Origin of the sequence: Feifania hominis, assembly GCF_014384765.1 — a bacterium.
Classification (GTDB): domain Bacteria; phylum Bacillota; class Clostridia; order Oscillospirales; family Feifaniaceae; genus Feifania; species Feifania hominis.
The window spans coordinates 1-15,209 of the sequence record NZ_JACRSP010000007.1 but is presented as its reverse complement, the minus strand read 5'-3'; the positions used below and the strand labels follow the sequence as shown (position 1 = coordinate 15,209).

The 15,209-nt window shown below is 55.8% G+C and carries 19 protein-coding genes; 16 read left to right on the top strand and 3 right to left on the bottom strand.

The window, feature by feature from the left end; all coding sequences use genetic code 11:
* The first annotated feature begins 2 nt into the window (after positions 1-2).
* Both H8695_RS11325 and H8695_RS11320 read left to right on the top strand, forming a co-directional pair.
* The gene (locus H8695_RS11325; protein ID WP_249301804.1) at positions 3-575 is read left to right on the top strand and encodes a hypothetical protein; all 573 of its coding nucleotides are present in this window, start codon (positions 3-5) and stop codon (positions 573-575) included.
* Positions 572-1,000, top strand: a complete 429-nt coding sequence (locus H8695_RS11320; protein WP_249301802.1) for a hypothetical protein — start codon at positions 572-574, stop codon at positions 998-1,000. The genes H8695_RS11325 and H8695_RS11320 overlap by 4 nt, the downstream gene beginning before the upstream one ends.
* A 109-nt stretch (positions 1,001-1,109) precedes the next feature.
* Here H8695_RS11320 and H8695_RS11315 read toward each other — a convergent pair whose 3' ends face one another.
* Together H8695_RS11315 and H8695_RS11310 are read right to left on the bottom strand one after the other, a co-directional pair.
* Positions 1,110-1,535, bottom strand: coding sequence for a hypothetical protein (locus tag H8695_RS11315; RefSeq protein WP_249301801.1), 426 nt, complete (start codon positions 1,533-1,535; stop codon positions 1,110-1,112).
* Between the two features lie 18 nt (positions 1,536-1,553).
* On the bottom strand, positions 1,554-1,766 hold the full coding sequence (locus tag H8695_RS11310) for a hypothetical protein (protein WP_249301799.1): 213 nt from the start codon (positions 1,764-1,766) through the stop codon (positions 1,554-1,556).
* A gap of 207 nt (positions 1,767-1,973) precedes the next feature.
* Here H8695_RS11310 and H8695_RS11305 point away from each other — a divergent pair, with 207 nt between their 5' ends.
* The 6 genes from H8695_RS11305 (at position 1,974) to H8695_RS11280 (ending at position 8,172) form a co-directional block, all read left to right on the top strand.
* A complete protein-coding gene (locus tag H8695_RS11305; protein WP_249301797.1) occupies positions 1,974-2,198 on the top strand; it encodes a hypothetical protein in 225 nt (74 codons plus the stop codon).
* Entirely contained in the window at positions 2,188-3,516 is a 1,329-nt protein-coding gene (locus tag H8695_RS11300; RefSeq protein ID WP_249301795.1) for a terminase large subunit domain-containing protein, read from the top strand. Before H8695_RS11305 ends, H8695_RS11300 begins: the two co-directional genes overlap by 11 nt.
* Before the next feature lie 225 nt (positions 3,517-3,741).
* A complete protein-coding gene (locus H8695_RS11295; RefSeq protein ID WP_249301794.1) occupies positions 3,742-4,656 on the top strand; it encodes a hypothetical protein in 915 nt (304 codons plus the stop codon).
* A gap of 30 nt (positions 4,657-4,686) precedes the next feature.
* Entirely contained in the window at positions 4,687-5,745 is a 1,059-nt protein-coding gene (locus H8695_RS11290) for a N4-gp56 family major capsid protein (protein WP_249301792.1), read from the top strand.
* Between the two features lie 53 nt (positions 5,746-5,798).
* A complete protein-coding gene (locus H8695_RS11285; RefSeq protein ID WP_249301790.1) occupies positions 5,799-6,194 on the top strand; it encodes a hypothetical protein in 396 nt (131 codons plus the stop codon).
* Positions 6,195-6,432: 238 nt separating this feature from the next.
* Positions 6,433-8,172 (top strand): hypothetical protein, encoded by a 1,740-nt coding sequence (locus H8695_RS11280; protein ID WP_249301788.1) that lies wholly within the window; start codon positions 6,433-6,435, stop codon positions 8,170-8,172.
* A 305-nt stretch (positions 8,173-8,477) separates the two neighbouring features.
* Here H8695_RS11280 and H8695_RS11275 read toward each other — a convergent pair whose 3' ends face one another.
* A complete protein-coding gene (locus H8695_RS11275; RefSeq protein WP_249301786.1) occupies positions 8,478-8,855 on the bottom strand; it encodes a hypothetical protein in 378 nt (125 codons plus the stop codon).
* 107 nt (positions 8,856-8,962) lie between these two features.
* On the opposite strand from H8695_RS11275, the gene H8695_RS11270 reads away from it, so the two are divergent.
* Genes H8695_RS11270 through H8695_RS11235 form a run of 8 tightly spaced genes read left to right on the top strand, consistent with a single transcriptional unit; the run spans position 8,963 to position 15,112 of the window.
* Positions 8,963-9,172, top strand: coding sequence for a hypothetical protein (locus tag H8695_RS11270; protein ID WP_249301784.1), 210 nt, complete (start codon positions 8,963-8,965; stop codon positions 9,170-9,172).
* Positions 9,162-10,895 (top strand): hypothetical protein, encoded by a 1,734-nt coding sequence (locus H8695_RS11265; protein ID WP_249301782.1) that lies wholly within the window; start codon positions 9,162-9,164, stop codon positions 10,893-10,895. The genes H8695_RS11270 and H8695_RS11265 overlap by 11 nt, the downstream gene beginning before the upstream one ends.
* Before the next feature lie 54 nt (positions 10,896-10,949).
* Complete coding sequence (locus H8695_RS11635) at positions 10,950-12,578, top strand: collagen-like domain-containing protein (protein WP_283243707.1); 1,629 nt, start codon at positions 10,950-10,952, stop codon at positions 12,576-12,578.
* A gap of 11 nt (positions 12,579-12,589) precedes the next feature.
* Positions 12,590-13,993 carry a Kelch repeat-containing protein gene (locus tag H8695_RS11255; protein ID WP_249301780.1) on the top strand — a complete coding sequence of 468 codons (1,404 nt, stop codon included), beginning with the start codon at positions 12,590-12,592 and terminating at the stop codon, positions 13,991-13,993.
* Positions 13,994-14,021: 28 nt separating this feature from the next.
* Positions 14,022-14,366: a hypothetical protein gene (locus H8695_RS11250; protein ID WP_249301778.1), complete on the top strand. Its 345-nt coding sequence runs from the start codon at positions 14,022-14,024 to the stop codon at positions 14,364-14,366.
* A complete protein-coding gene (locus tag H8695_RS11245; RefSeq protein ID WP_249301776.1) occupies positions 14,350-14,511 on the top strand; it encodes an XkdX family protein in 162 nt (53 codons plus the stop codon). The genes H8695_RS11250 and H8695_RS11245 overlap by 17 nt, the downstream gene beginning before the upstream one ends.
* Before the next feature lie 14 nt (positions 14,512-14,525).
* Positions 14,526-14,798 (top strand): hypothetical protein, encoded by a 273-nt coding sequence (locus tag H8695_RS11240; RefSeq protein ID WP_249301774.1) that lies wholly within the window; start codon positions 14,526-14,528, stop codon positions 14,796-14,798.
* A 2-nt stretch (positions 14,799-14,800) separates the two neighbouring features.
* The gene (locus tag H8695_RS11235; RefSeq protein ID WP_249301772.1) at positions 14,801-15,112 is read left to right on the top strand and encodes a hypothetical protein; all 312 of its coding nucleotides are present in this window, start codon (positions 14,801-14,803) and stop codon (positions 15,110-15,112) included.
* The last annotated feature ends 97 nt before the right edge of the window (positions 15,113-15,209 follow it).

Here is a 15,209-nt window from a genome sequence, read left to right as displayed (position 1 = left end):
ATATGAAAAAAATACCGACATTGTTTGAACGGGTATTTGAGGGCCGACGTGTAACGACGATCAAACCAACTGCGAAAAGCGGTTTGGAGTGGGTGCTGGATGGCGGCGGCGAAGCGACAGTCAAATATGATGGCTCCTGCTGCGCAGTAATTGGTGGAAAGTTCTACAAGCGGTATGATGCTAAGAGGGGGAGAAAGCCGCCTTTTGGGGCTATCGCGTGTTGTGAACCAGACCCGGTGACAGGACATTGGCCGCATTGGGTGCCGGTGGATTTTGACGGGAGTGCTGACAAGTGGTTTGTGCATGCCTATCGCAATACACCGGATATTGAGGATGGGACATACGAGGCCATCGGGCCGCACTTTCAGGGGAATCCATATGGTTTGGAGCGGGATATCCTGCAAAGACACGGGGTGGAGGTGATTGATTTGCCGCGGACATTCGAGGGAATCAGAGACTTTTTGCGAGATCACCACATGGAGGGCATTGTCTTTTGGCGGGACGGGGAGCCACAGTGCAAAATCAAACGGTCTGACTTTGGCTTGAAATGGCCTTGCGGGAGCGACAGTGAATGACGCGGGAGGAATTATCACAGCTGCGAGACCTTAACCGGGAGATCAGGAGAGACCAGTTGCGGCTTGCAGAGCTCGAGGCGGCAGCTAAATCGGTGACGGGTAAGATCACGGGCATGCCGGGCAGCGCAAAGAGCAGTGACCGTGTGGGGGACTATGCGGCAGAGATTGCGGACTTGCGCGGGATTATCGCGTCAAATATACAACGGTGCTGGTATGAGCTCAATCGCCTGCACCGTTACATTGCGTCTATAGAGGACAGCCAGATGCGGCAGATCATGACGCTGCGGTATGTGTACGGGTACACATGGCAGCGGGTTGCGTTTGAAATCGGTGAAACAGATGAGCAGTATCCACGCCGAAAACACAACAGATATTTGGCGCTTGACGATAATGACGAAAATGACGAAACAGATGTAGTAACATGAGATCATGGAGTAAACAAAAAGAGAGCTACCGAAAGGCAGCTCTCTTTTTCGTGGGATAAAGAACAACACATGAGATGGGGCGGGGTGGGGCCTTGGTGTTGACAAACGACTATTTGATAAGCGATTCGATATAGCCGGACAGGGACATTCCGGCCTGAGAGGCGGCACGGCGGGCAGTTTCGGCTTTGCTGACAGTGATGTTTATGGTGATGGCGGTCTTGCCGTTGTCTTCGGAGACCTCGCCAAAGATGGCCTCGTATTCATTGGCGCTGAGCTTTTCTTCCGCCCACTCGCGGGCAGAATCCCAGGAGAGCGGCGTAATTTGACTGCCGCCCTGCCAACGATTGTCTCCACGACTTACAGCGTATTTACTGTTGGCGCCGCCGCTGCCGAAGAGGAAAAATTCTCCTGTGCGCTTGCGATACAACTCCTCAGAGCACCGTGAAAAATCAGTGGGCAGTAGGCCATTGTCCCAACAAGCGATACGTTCGGCGGTATCGGTATTGTAGAGCTTGTTATTGATGATCTTTTTCACCTGATTCGCTCCTCTCTTTTATCCGATCACAAGATCAGAGGGGGCGAGCTCGAGATAGCGGGTCAGGAATTCCAGCTCGGAGCAGGGAGAGAGTTCGGCGTGAACGGTCTCGCGGGTGTCGTCATCCATTATATTGGCAAGGACGTCCCAGAGATTGCGATCAAGGATTTCGGGCATAGCCTCCTCGGCGGTCATGTAGGTGCGGCCATTGTCGATGCTGATCTGTTTCATGGTGTTGTCCTTTCTCCCGTGTGTGGGATGGTTTGTTTTTACTGTGACTTAAGTATAACATAGAGTTAATGTAAAGTCAATATAAAATGTGAATTTATTTCAAATATTTTTTGAGGGGGTGATAGTGTGCCGAAAAACGGGAGCAAAACGGGGCGAGACCAAAAGGGGCGATTTGTAAAGGGCAACCCCGGAGGCGGGAGGCCCCCCATGCCGGATGAGGTAAAGGAGATGCTCAAGGGTGCGACGGCGGACGCGGCGCGGCTGCTCATTGAGACCATGGCGGACGAGAGCGCGCCGCTCAAGCTGCGGCTGGACTGCGCGGGCGCTGTGATGGACCGCGTATACGGCAGGCCGACCCAACCCATTGACGGTGAGCTTGACGCCCACTCGGCGTTTGAGGTCACGATAAGGGTGCTGGACGATGGACATTGAGATCACGCCGCGGCAGGCGGCGTTTATCCGGGCAGAGGCGGACGAGGTGCTCTTCGGCGGTGCGGCGGGGGGCGGCAAGAGCTATGGACAGCTCATTGACGCCTTTTTGTTTGCCCTCAAATACGCGGGGTCGAAGCAGCTCATGCTGCGGCGCACCTACCCGGAGCTGGAGAAGAGCCTGATTCGCGTGTCGTATGATCTCTACCCGCGCGAGGTATACAGCTACAACCGCTCGGGGCATGTGGGACGTTTTCGCAACGGCTCCATATTGGATTTTGGCTACTGTGACAGCGAGAGCGATGTGTACAAATACCAGTCGGCGGAATATGACGTCATCCGCTTTGACGAGCTGACCCACTTTACAGAGCAGATGTATCTCTATCTGATCTCGCGCGTGCGCGGGGCGAATGATTTTCCCAAGCACGTCAAGTCATCGACGAACCCCGGCTCGGTGGGGCACCAGTGGGTGAAGAAGCGTTTTATCTCCATTGGTGCGCCGGATGTGGTGCACAGCTTTAAGGGCGGGACGCGCATGTTCATCCCGTCGCGGGTACAGGACAACCGCTTTTTGCTCGAGCACGACCCGGAGTATATCAGGCGGCTTGAGAACCTCTCGGAGCGGGATCGCAAGGCGCTGCTCTATGGGAGCTGGGACATCACGGACGGCCAGTATTTCAGCGAGTGGGACGAGGCGGTACACGTCTGCGAGCCGTTCCCGATTCCCGAGGGGTGGCGGCGGTATGTCACGATGGACTATGGCCTTGACATGCTGGCGGCCTACTGCATTGCGCTGGACGGGCAGGGGCGGGCATATGTGTACCGCGAGCACTGCGAGAGCGGGCTGATTGTCTCGCAGGCGGCGCGGGCGGTAAAGGAACTGGCAGCAGACGATGAGATTAACACATATTTTGCGCCGCCGGACATGTGGAACCGGCGGCAGGAGACAGGCAAGAGCGTCGCCGAGCTGTTTGCGGAGCAGGGTGTGTATCTGGCAAAGGCGAACAACGACCGTGTGCAGGGCTGGTACAACGTCAAGGAGTGGCTGAGGCCGCGGCTGGATGTGGACGGCGTAAAGAGAGCGGGGCTTGTGGTATTCCGGGGGTGTGAGCATCTCATTGAGAGCATGCCGGCGCTGCTGGTTGACCCGCACAACCCAAATGATGTGGCAGACGAGCCGCACGAGTACACCCACGGGCCGGACGCGATCAGGTACTTTCTCGCGGGCAGGCCGAGACCGGCGGAAGCAGCGGTTGAAAGAGATGAGGACTATGTGCCCTACGACGATCAGGTAAACGGCTTTTTAAGCTATGGATTATGACAGACAAATGGGGTCCCCGCCGAAACCACAGTTTCGGTGGGGAAAAGGAGCGGCAACGGAGCGGACGGATATTCGGCGACGAGCCGAATGGAGGCAGCGGAGTTTGACGCGACGAATGGGATATAGACAGCTAAACATCGGTAGAAAGAGCTTCAGCCTTGAGGGGCGGGGGCTCTTTTTATATACAAAAAAGCCGCGAAACCAGCGGCGAAAGGGGACTTAGGCATGTTTGAGGAAACCAATCAGACAGCAGAACAGGCGCTTGATCTTTCGGAGGTTTTTCTGCCGGAGGACAGCGCGCAATCAGACGCGCAGCAGGACGGAGCCCGCACCGATACTTTGCAGGTACAGGGGGAAGAAATGCGGCAGGACGACGCCGGCGAGCAGGAGCCCGCAAAACCAGCGGAGCCGGAAGACTCGCCTGTATCGCCGGAACAGCAGACCTATACGGTCAAGTACAACGGCAAAGAGATGGCTTTATCCGTTGCAGACCTCATCACAAACGCCCAAAAAGGCATGAATTACGACCACGTTAAGGCGGAGCGCGACGAGGCACGAAAGTACGCGGACATTGGACGACAGGTGGCGCAGATTGCCGAGCGACGGGGACTGACACAACAGGCATATCTTGCCCAGCTTACAACGGCAGACCGTGAGGCTGAGATCGACCGGCGCGCCGCAGAGCTGACAAAGATCGGCGCAGACCCGGACTTGGCGAAAGCACGGGCGCGCGCGGAGCTGGAGCGTGCCGAGCTTACAAGGGAAACGGGTGCTACTGCAACCTCTGGCGGGGCGGCAGATGGAGTCGCTGATGATTCCCGCACTGACAAAGAGCGGGAGGGCAGCAGCGCGCACAAAGAGAGCGAGACACGCGACGAGACCCGCAAAAAAGAGCTTGCGGAGTTTGTCAAGCTCTACCCGGATGTCCGCAAGCTGCCAGAGGAAGTGGTTGTATCTGCTGCGGCAGGTGAGCCGTTGATCTCGGCCTATCGGGCGTGGGAGAACCGTGAACTTAAGACGAAACTCGCGGAGATGGAAAAACAACAGCAGACCCGAAGCAAGGCTATCGGGAGTATGGAGGGAGCCGGTGAGACGCAGTCAGACCCGTTTTTGCAGGGCTTTGACGCGGTCTTCCGGTAGCCTCAAAAGAAGAGGAGGATTTAAACTTAAATGGCAATCAATTTACATGACAAGTACGCAAACAAAATTCAGACTGTATTTACGACCCAGTCGCTCATTGCGGGGCGGCTTTCCACCGAGTACGATTTTTCGGGCGTCAAGACCGTCAAGGTTATGACTCCGCAGACCGTACCCATGAACGACTACACCCGTACCGGTTCCAACCGCTATGGCACGCCGGTCGAGATGGAGGACATCGTTCAGGAGATGACGCTGACGCAGGACAAGAGCTTTTCTCTCACTGTGGACAAGGGCAACAACCTTGACCAGAACGGTCTCAAGGCGGCGGGGAAAATGCTCGCGCTTCAGATTTCGGAGCGGGCTGTGCCCACTATGGACAAATATGTCTTTGCGGCGCTGGCGCAGAAAGCGGGCAAGGTAGTCGGCAACAGCACAGCACTCTCAAAGACCAACGTCTGCGACCGCATCAGCGAGGGCACGCTGTATCTTGACGACAAGGAGGTTCCGCAGGACAACCGCACGCTCTACGTGTCGAACACGACCTACAAGTATCTCAAGCACTCGGACGAGTTTCTCGGTGTGGACGAGCTTGCAAAGACAGCGCTGGCAAAGGGACAGGTCGGCCAGTACGACAACATGGCGGTGATTAAGGTTCCGGCGGGCAGATGGCCGGCCAATGTCAATTTCATGATTGTCTACAAAAACTCCGCGACGGCGCCGGTCAAGCTCAATGACACCAAACTTCATCAGGACCCGCCCGGCATCTCGGGCAATCTCCTCGAGGGGCGGCAGTATTACGACTGCTTTGTCTTCGGCGCGAAGTGTGACGGCGTGTATGTAGAGGTGGACACCACATCCGGTAAGGGCACGGTGCTTGCGGCCCCGACCATTGCGGCAGCGACCGGAGCGATCACACCGCCGTCCGGCGCGACGGTGAAGTTCACTATCGATGGCAGCGATCCGCGCTACAGCCACACCGCACAGGTGGGCACTGCGGCGGGTACTGGAGCGGGTGTCGTGGTCAAGGCATACGCCTACAAAGACGGCGCATATCCGAGCCCGGTAGCAGAGACGACGCTGACGGCATGATTTCAACAGAGAGGGGGGCGGTTTTCCGCCCCCTTTTTCTGAAAGGAGCAGTAATGGTTTATCAGGATATTTACAAGAGGGCGCTGGACTTGATGTTTGAAACCGATTCCTCTGACTATCGAACGGTAGCGCCGGGGCAGCTTGTGATTTTGCTTCAGGAAACGGTTGGAGCCAATGACACCATTAGACTGGCAAAGGGGAAAGAGCCGCTGGAAGCACCTGTCACTCTGGAACTGACCGATGAGGTAGAGTGGGAGCCGGAGCTTGCAACGGCGGCGCTGGCGTATGGGCTTGCGGAAAAATTCGCCTATGATGACGATGACATGAGCAAGATTTCGTATTTCCATACGCTGTATGTGACGGCTGTCAACGCAGCATCACGCGCAGTGCCCGGCGACATTATTGACGTATACGATGAGGAGGCGGAGGACTGCCTTGAAGCAAATTGAGATACCGACTGGAAGCCCAAAGCTATATGTGACGAAGTACGTTACGTTTCGCGGTGTGGATATGTCGACTGACCCGGCACTCATCGACAACGCCCACTCGCCGTATGCGCCAAACCTCATCTCGGATTCTGGCGGAAACCCAGAAAAACGTCTCGGGTGGCGCACGCTATGCACTGCGACAGAGACGGGGGCAGATGGCGGAGCGATGACGGCGCCCGTCAATGGGATATTCCGAACTGTGATTTCAGCGAAAGCACCGACGACGGATGGAGAAGAAGAGACCGACCCGGTGGAATTGCTCCCTCCGGAAGAGTTCATCCTTGTACACGCTGGAACAAAGCTGTACAGGGTAGAAAAATCACAGTCCCCGGATTCTGGCAGCGAGTGGGAGCTGGCGCTTCTCAAGGAGAATATCAACAATGCCCGTTCCTGTGGTTTTACCATGAAAAACCGCTTCTATTTGCTGACCGGAGCGGAATATCTGGTCTTTGATGGAGAAACGGTCAGCAGTGTGTCGGAATCAGCCTACGTGCCGACTGTCATGATCGGCTGCACACCCGCGGGCGATGGCACGGCTTATGAGGATGTCAACCTGCTTTCGCCGAAGCGCACACAGAGTTTTTGCGCGGACGGCACGACAAAGAAGTATGTACTTGCCGCAAAGGGACTGGACACGACGGCAGTGACGGCCAAAAAGCTGGATGACACCGGCGACGAGCCGACTTGGGTTGACCTTGTAGAGACAACGGACTTTACAGTAGATCGAGAGAAAGGAACCGTGACTTTTTCCACAGTTCCGGCAAAACCCGCCGTGACTGGGCGCGACAATGTAGAAATCACCTACAGCAAGACGGTTGAGGGGGAGGCAGACAAAATATGCAAATGTGACCGTTTCGCGCTCTATGGCGTGGGGAAAAACGACCGTGTCTTTGTGGCAGGAAACCCGGATGAACCCTCTGTGGACTGGTATTCGGGGCTGGACGACCCGACGTATTTCCCGGACCTTGGTTATTCGCAGATCGGTACGGATCAGACGGCGATCATGGGATATTGCCGTATCGGCGAATATCTCGGCATCATCAAACAGGACAATGACCAGGACGCGACGGTCTTTCTGCGCTCGGCGAATCTGGTTGACGGCAGGGCAGTATTTCCGGTCAAACAGGGGATTACCGGCGTCGGGGCCGTGTCTGCACGGGCGTTTGGCACGCTGCTTGATGAACCGCTCTTTCTGGCGCGCACGGGGATTTATGGCATCACTTCGACGAATGTTGCGCAGGAGCGAACTGTTCAGAACCGCAGCTACTATGTTGACGCAGCTCTGACAAAGGAGCAGGGGCTCGAAAATGCGGTCGCGACGGTTTGGGACGGCTATTATGTGCTGGCGATAAACGGACACTGCTACATTCTTGACGGCAAGCAGAATAAAAGCTACAGGCCACAGTCACAGGGCGACTATATCTACGAGTGTTACCACTGGGAGAATGTGCCGGCAATCTGTTTCATGGAGCATGACGGCGAACTGTTTTTCGGGACGGCTGACGGTCGGATATGCCGTTTCAACACGGACCGTGTGACAATGGACCGATACAGCGACGACGGGCAGGCAATTGTGTGTTACTGGTCGACCAAAGCAGATGACGACGGCAATTTCATGATGCGCAAGACCATTGTAAAAAAGGGGTCCGGCGTGATGATTAAGCCCTATCTGCGCTCGTCGGTCAAAGTGACAATCCGCACAGATCAGGATTTCGGGCGAGAAGTCAGATATGCGCAGATGGATATATTCGACTGGAATGAGCTGGATTTCTCGCGATTTTCCTTTAACACCAATGATGCGCCGCAGGTTGTAGCTTTTAACACGAAAGTCAAAAAGTATATCACAGCACAGATTATTGTGAAAAACGACGCCGTGGGCGAGGGCTTCGGAGTATATGGAATCATCAAGAGGTATCGGTTTGTCAAGCCGGTCAAGTGAGGTTTCTCTTGGGGCCCCCAACGAAACCGAATGTTTCGTTGGGGAAGAGGAGGCGTAACGGAGCGGGCGGATGCCGGGACTTTCGCAGAAAGACCGGCGGAGCTGAGCGGAGTTTACGCTGACGAGTGGGAAAATAAAAAGGCCGCCCAACAAAGCCGGGCGGCAGTGGGGCCCCCACACGCAGGGGCAGTATTGGGGCCCCCGCCGAAACCGTAGTTTCGGTGGGGAGGAGGAGCGGCAACGAAGCGGACGGATGCCCGGCGATGAGCCGGGCGGAGGAAGCGGAGTTTGACGCGACGAGGGCGCTATACAGCCGTTTCCAGCCGGTCTACACGCTCTTCCAGAGAATCAACTCGATCTTTAAGCTCTTCATGACGCTCAAAGTTGAGCTTGTAACCATCAAAAAGCGCATCGATCTTTTTACCAATTTCGTTTTCAATCTTGATGTTGATGCGGGTCTCGCTGTCAATGGTAGCCTGCATCTGTCGCTCAAACAGATTTGCGACATCCCGCTTGAATTGTGACAGGTCGTCGGAAAGACGACTGATGGTTGATTCCTGAGCGGCAAAGCGCTCGTCAATCTTTTCAAAGCGCTCGTCGATCTTTGAGAATTTGTCGTTTAACTGCTCGCTTTGTCTGTCGAGCAGGAGCGCGATCTGCTCAAGCAGTTCTTTCTCGTTCACTGCGTCACCCCCCTGATTTCTGAATTTCATTCTAACAGAACAGGGCATAAAGCGCAATGGGCGATTTGACCGGATTTTCCCCTTTGTTTTTGAAAGGAGTGTTAAAGATGTTTTACTTTTTGGCGGTGCTGCTGGTGCTGCTCGGGGTGTTGCTGGGCGCGTTTGTCACGCTTCTGTGCTTCCGCAGTCTGTGGGTGCCGCAGCAGGTACAAAAGGGCGGCGAAGAGAATGCCCCTCCCACCCGAATGTTGAGACAGTTTGAGAATTTCTTCAACTACGACGGCACAGAGAGGGGGCAAAGAGAGATTGAAGACTGAGGACTTCAGCAAAAAAGAATCCCGGACAGATAAAGACACGTTCGGAATTCCGATCAAAAAGACACCGCCCGAGGTGTGGGCGGAATACGAGAAAGCGCGTGCATACAATGACAGTCTAAATCTCTATGAAACCGTCAGACGAAACGAAGAGTTTTACATTGGCGAGCAGTGGAGAGGTCTCAATGCGCCTGATCTGGAAAAGCCTGTTCTCAATATCTTCAAGCGGGTGTGCACCTATTTCATTTCCATGCTGTCGACGGATGACATTGCGGTCTCATTGAGACCATTTTTTTCTGAGCAGGGCAGCGAACAGTCTGTCAAGCTGGCTGGAGCGGAGCTTGAGCGTGTGATGGAGCGCACTAAACTCAAGGCAAAGGGGCGTGAACTCATTCGAGACTGCGCAGTGGACGGTGACGGCTGCTTTTATTTCTACTTCGACCCGGAGAGCAAAGAGATCGCCGTTGAACTTGTGGACAACACCAAAATTCTATTTGGCAACCCGTATGGGGCGGACGTTCAGAAGCAGCCCTATCTCATACTGGTCAAGCGCGAATACATCGACAATGTTCGCGCTGAGGCACAGAAAAACGGAGTGGATGCCGAGTCAATCCGGCCGGATGACGATAGTGTTTACAGTGAGCAGGACAGCGGCGGCGATCGGCTTGTGACGGTGCTTGTCAAGCTGTGGAGGGAAAAGGGCACGGTGCATTTTATGAAATGCACTCGGGACACGGTGATAAAAAAGCCGACTGACACGGGATACCGGCTGTACCCGGTGGCTTATATGAATTGGGAGCGGCGCAAGAGCAGCTACCACGGCGTGTCGCCCATGACGGGGCTCATTCCCAATCAGGTGGCAGTCAACAAGCTTTTTGCCATGGCCATTCACCATGAAAAGGCAATGGCCTTTCCAAAGCTGTTTTACGACATAACAAAAGTACCCAGATGGACAAATCGGGTGGGCGAGGCTGTAGCGGTGCAGGGCAACCCCAACGAGGCGATTGCAGCGAGCTTTCGTGGCGCAGATATGTCGGGACAGGTCATGGAACTCGTTGACCGCATCATCACCTACACGAAAGAGTTCATGGGTGCATCGGATGCAGCGCTTGGAAATGTCAAGCCGGACAACACCTCGGCGATCATTGCCGTACAAAAGGCAAGCTCTGCTCCGCTGGAATTGCAGCGCTTGTCATTTTATCAGCTCATTGAGGACAGCGTGAGGATTATGATCGACATCATGCGGGCGGACTACGGCGTTCGAAAAGTGGAGATGACAGACACGCTGAGCGGCCAGCAGACGACGGGACAGGTGGATTTTGCTGCACTTGACCTCGAGGCTATGGAGATCAATGTGGACGTCGGCGCTTCGAGCTATTGGAGCGAACTGACGCAGATTCAGACCATGGACAACCTGTTCACAAAGGGGATTATCACGGACGCCGTGACCTATTTGGAGAGTATCCCGGACAAGTATATCCGAAACAAAAACAAGATTGTAGAGCAGCTCCGGGCGGCGGCAGCTTCACAGATGGCTCCGGTGACGGGCATTGATGCGGCAGGAGGATTGGTGCAGGAAGAAATGCCCGCAGATCCGATGGAACAGGCGGCAGCGCAACAGGCGGCGCAGATCATGCGTCAGGAAGCGGGTGGGTCAGGTGACGCCGGTTTGCGCATGGCCGCCGAGAGAGATGCACAGAGAATTCTGGCGCGGAGGGGGCAATAAGGAATGAGCTTTTCAGAGAAGAAATTGAATTTATACGCGGACAACGTCAAAGATTTGCCAGATCGGCCCAGTGAGGCCGGTATTACAGCAGCACAGCTCAAGGCCGTATTTGACGGCAGGACAGACAAGGAGGTCAAGGCGGCTGTCAACGGGTTGATCGACGAGCTTGAGGCATCGACGGCGGCGGGACAGATCGGCACAAAGGGCGGGCGGAAACTGGATGAGGCAGTGCTGTCGGAGGACATCAATTACATTCGTCTCAACAGCGACCGCGTGCTGGAGACATCGAGCGACGGGACAAGCTGGCAGGCAACCGGGTCGAGCGGACACATCATCGTGGACGCGGACGGGACGCAGCTGCCCCAGAGGAGCCGGCTTCAGTTTCTCACAGCCGAAATAAAGGACAGCGGCGGCGTCACGGTAGTGCGCGCGCTCAAGGGTGACAAAGGCGACAAAGGAGACACGGGCGCCACGGGACTGCAGGGCCCGCAGGGAATTCAGGGAGAGACCGGACCGGTGATCGTGCCGGAGATTGACAGAAACGGCGTGATGTCATTTACCATTCAGAGCACGGCGATTGCGCCGCAGCCGGTGTCTGTGCGCGGACCGCAGGGCCCGCAGGGCGTACAGGGAGCACAGGGCCAGATGGGTCCGCAGGGAGCAACGGGTATTCAGGGTCCGCAGGGGATTCAGGGGCCAAAGGGCGACAAGGGAGACACGGGTGAGACCGGGTCGCAGGGCGCACAGGGTCCGCAGGGACTACAGGGCATTCAGGGTATTCAGGGTCCGGCAGGCCCCAAGGGCGACACGGGCGCGCAGGGCCCGGTGGGACCACAGGGCGCACAGGGTCCGCAGGGGGTCAAGGGAGACGACGGCGCAGATGGACGGAGCTTTCAGATTCAGGATGTCTACCCGACGCTGGGAGAACTCAAGACTGCATATCCGTCGGGCAATGAATACGCCTATCAGGTCTCAGCGGATAAGAACATCTACATCTGGTCGGAGCAGGAGAGCGACTGGGTGAGCCTTGGTCAGCTTCAGGGCCCGCAGGGACCCCAGGGCCCGGCGGGTGCACAGGGACCGACCGGCCCGCAGGGCGAACAGGGCCCGGCGGGGCCGCAGGGCGAGCAGGGAATCCAGGGGCCGCAGGGTGAGCAGGGCATTCAGGGCCCGAAAGGAGACACAGGCGCTGCCGGCGCGACCGGGCCGCAGGGAATTCAGGGAGAACAGGGCCCCGCAGGTCCACAGGGCCCGCAGGGAGTGCAGGGCGTAGCGGGAGCAGACGGCAAGAGTGCTTATCAGGCGGCAGTGGAGAGCGGCTACTCCGGAACGGAGACTGCATTCAACGGGGCTCTGGCCGAAGTGCCGGGGCATATCAGCAGCCAGAGCAACCCCCATGCCGTGACAGCTGCACAGGTGGGGGCCGACCCGGCGGGCAGCGCCGCGGCGGTGCAGACCAGTCTGACGGCGCACACGGGCAACACTGGAAATCCGCACAGTGTCACTGCCGCACAGGTAGGACTTGGAAATGTGGACAACACGAGCGATCTGAACAAGCCGATCAGCACGGCGACCCAGACAGCACTCAACGACAAAGCGCCTGCTTACACCTACGGCACAACCGATTTGGAGGCTGGTGTAAGTACGCTAGAAACCGGGAAGCTGTACTTCGTGTACGAATGAGGTGAAACGCTATGGCGAAAAAAGCTTATATCGGGGTGGATGGTGTAGCCCGCAAAGTTAAAAAGGGCTATATCGGCATAGGTAAGAATGTGTATGGCCCGGAGTTGTTAAGCACTGCGGGTATGCCGTTTATGGCATTGGCCAACAAGTATTACGCGACACATTATCATGTCGATCAAGATGGTGGATTTGCTACCTTAGAACTAGACACACTCGTTTCTTCTCCTGCCGACATAATCGGAAAATGGTGGCCCGATGGTAGTTTCGGCTCTGATAGTGTCGAAACAATGATTACCTCCCGCATTAGGACAGCCGTATCTTATTCCGGGCTTATTATTCACACAGAGGCATATGAGATCACCGAACAAACGGTCGGAATAGCTCGCAAAATCCGCAAAGCCTATGTTGGAGTAGGCGGTGTGGCAAGACCGTGTTGGAGCGGCGGAGAGCTTGTGTATTATGGCACGGCTACGGCGCTGAGTGTGGCACGGCAGCACCTCGCAGCAACAAGCGTAGGAAACTACGCCTTGTTCGGCGGGGGAGAGACAACAAACAATAGCAATGTAATCGACGCATACGATGCAAGCCTGACCCGTACCAATCCCACAACATTGAGCGCAGCACGAACCCAACCGGCGGGAACAGCGGCGGGGGACTATGCGCTGTTCGCGGGGGGATATGGCAGCAATTATTCGTCCGGTGTCGACGCATACGATGTAAGTCTGACCCGCACCAATCCCACAGCATTGAGCGCGGCACGAACTCAACTGGCGGGAACAGCGGCAGGGGACTATGCGCTGTTTGCAGGGGGATACAACAGCAGAGGGTTTAGTGCTGTAGTCGACGCATACGATGCAAGCCTGACCCGTACCAATCCCACAGTATTGAGTACAGCACGATGTGACCTTGCAGCAACAAGCGTAGGAAACTATGCTCTATTTGGCGGAGGCCAAATCAGCAGTAGCAGCAGTAGCGCTGTAGTCGACGCATACGATACGGGCCTGACCCGTACTACTCCCACAGGATTGAGCACAACTCGATATCAACTGGCGGCAACGACAGTAGAGGACTACGCACTGTTCGCAGGAGGTAATGCCAGCGGCGGATATAGCACTGTAGTCGACGCATACGATGCAAGCCTGACCCGTACGACCCCTACAGCACTGAGTGAAGCACGATATCGACCGGCGGCAACGACAGTAGAGGGCTACGCACTGTTCGCAGGGGGATTTTCCAGCGGCGGATATAGCACTGTAGTCGACGCATACGATGCAAGCCTGACCCGTACGACCCCTACAGCACTGGGTGAAGCGCGAGATCAACTGGCCGGAACAACGGTAGGAAACTTTGCACTGTTCGCAGGAGGTTATACTGGCAGTTTCAGCAATAGAGTGGACGTGTACATGGTGTCTTAAAAAATAAGATGAGAAAGGAAAAAAACACATGAAAATCATAGAGAAATACACCGGGACAAAAACCTATATGTTCCCCAATGGGGCGCTGGCAACTCCCGAGGCGATGCTGGAACGGTTCCCGGCCGTTCTGACTTTTGTTCACATCATTGAGACTGACGAGGCGGGAGAAGTGGCCTTTGCCGTGCAGAATTTAAACGCCATGCGGAGCCTGTACGATCTGGATTCCGCTTTGACGGAAGACGAGGCAATCGCCGCCATTCAGGAGATTGTGAACACACCGCAGGAGAGCACAGAAGCGAGCGCAGAAGAGAGAACGGCGGCAGCTCTGGAATTTATAGCAATGTCCAGTTTGCCGGATGAAGAGACGGTTTGAGGAGGACGAACAGATGAACTTTGAGACGATCAGAAAGAACTATGAAAAAGAGCTTTGGTCAAAATCAATGGTAAAGGTAGCCGTGCGCAAAGGCATCATTACGAAAGAGCAGTATGAGGAAATCACGAGCGAGGTTTACGCCTGACGGGAGGGAGCGGCATGACAGAATGGGGCGTGGTGACGGTGATCGTAGCGCTGGTGGGATTGATCGCGGCGGTGGCAGCGCCGATGGTGAAGCTCAACGGCACACTGACCCGGCTGACCACACAGATGGATTCGTTTGTCGCGGGGCTCGAGGCCTTTAAGCTGCGCTACAAGGAGCAGCTTCGGGATTTGAACGACACGGACCAGAAGCTCTGCGAGAGAATTGACGACCATGAGCACCGCATCACGGTGCTTGAGACGACGGCAGATGAAGAAAGGGGACATTGAATATGGAGGAGTTTTTCACATGGGAATATCTTGCTACGTTTGCGGGTGCTTCGGCGGCCGTTACGCTGATTACACAGGTCATCAAGCGTTATGTTTCCATTGATCCGAAGTGGATCGCACTCGCAGCATCTCTGGTCATTGAGGCGGGGATTCAGTTTTTGTATCTGCGGGATTTTACGGTGAGCGGTATTTTCCTCGCTGTGGTGAATGTGTTTGTGGTACTCGCTGCAGCGGTTGGCGTGTTTGAGACGGTGGTAAAGCCGGTACAGAATCTGACGCAGCAGAAAGTGACCGACACCACAGAGGGAGAATAGCCATGAAACTCTGGTTAGACCCCGGCCACGGGACGCAGACTACATACTTTGACACCGGCGCTGTGGGGCCATATGGCACGCGGGAATGCGATGTCGC

What these genes read in the sequence shown, in the direction of transcription:
- H8695_RS11285 (WP_249301790.1), top strand. Translation starts at nt 5,799, where the DNA reads ATGGTTTATCAGGATATTTACAAGAGGGCGCTGGACTTGATGTTTGAA.
- H8695_RS11320 (WP_249301802.1), top strand. Translation starts at nt 572, where the DNA reads ATGACGCGGGAGGAATTATCACAGCTGCGAGACCTTAACCGGGAGATC.
- H8695_RS11305 (WP_249301797.1), top strand. Translation starts at nt 1,974, where the DNA reads ATGCCGGATGAGGTAAAGGAGATGCTCAAGGGTGCGACGGCGGACGCG.
- H8695_RS11250 (WP_249301778.1), top strand. Translation starts at nt 14,022, where the DNA reads ATGAAAATCATAGAGAAATACACCGGGACAAAAACCTATATGTTCCCC.
- H8695_RS11240 (WP_249301774.1), top strand. Translation starts at nt 14,526, where the DNA reads ATGACAGAATGGGGCGTGGTGACGGTGATCGTAGCGCTGGTGGGATTG.
- H8695_RS11245 (WP_249301776.1), top strand. Translation starts at nt 14,350, where the DNA reads ATGAAGAGACGGTTTGAGGAGGACGAACAGATGAACTTTGAGACGATC.
- H8695_RS11310 (WP_249301799.1), bottom strand. Translation starts at nt 1,766, where the DNA reads ATGAAACAGATCAGCATCGACAATGGCCGCACCTACATGACCGCCGAG.
- H8695_RS11295 (WP_249301794.1), top strand. Translation starts at nt 3,742, where the DNA reads ATGTTTGAGGAAACCAATCAGACAGCAGAACAGGCGCTTGATCTTTCG.
- H8695_RS11270 (WP_249301784.1), top strand. Translation starts at nt 8,963, where the DNA reads ATGTTTTACTTTTTGGCGGTGCTGCTGGTGCTGCTCGGGGTGTTGCTG.
- H8695_RS11300 (WP_249301795.1), top strand. Translation starts at nt 2,188, where the DNA reads ATGGACATTGAGATCACGCCGCGGCAGGCGGCGTTTATCCGGGCAGAG.
- H8695_RS11290 (WP_249301792.1), top strand. Translation starts at nt 4,687, where the DNA reads ATGGCAATCAATTTACATGACAAGTACGCAAACAAAATTCAGACTGTA.
- H8695_RS11235 (WP_249301772.1), top strand. Translation starts at nt 14,801, where the DNA reads ATGGAGGAGTTTTTCACATGGGAATATCTTGCTACGTTTGCGGGTGCT.
- H8695_RS11255 (WP_249301780.1), top strand. Translation starts at nt 12,590, where the DNA reads ATGGCGAAAAAAGCTTATATCGGGGTGGATGGTGTAGCCCGCAAAGTT.
- H8695_RS11325 (WP_249301804.1), top strand. Translation starts at nt 3, where the DNA reads ATGAAAAAAATACCGACATTGTTTGAACGGGTATTTGAGGGCCGACGT.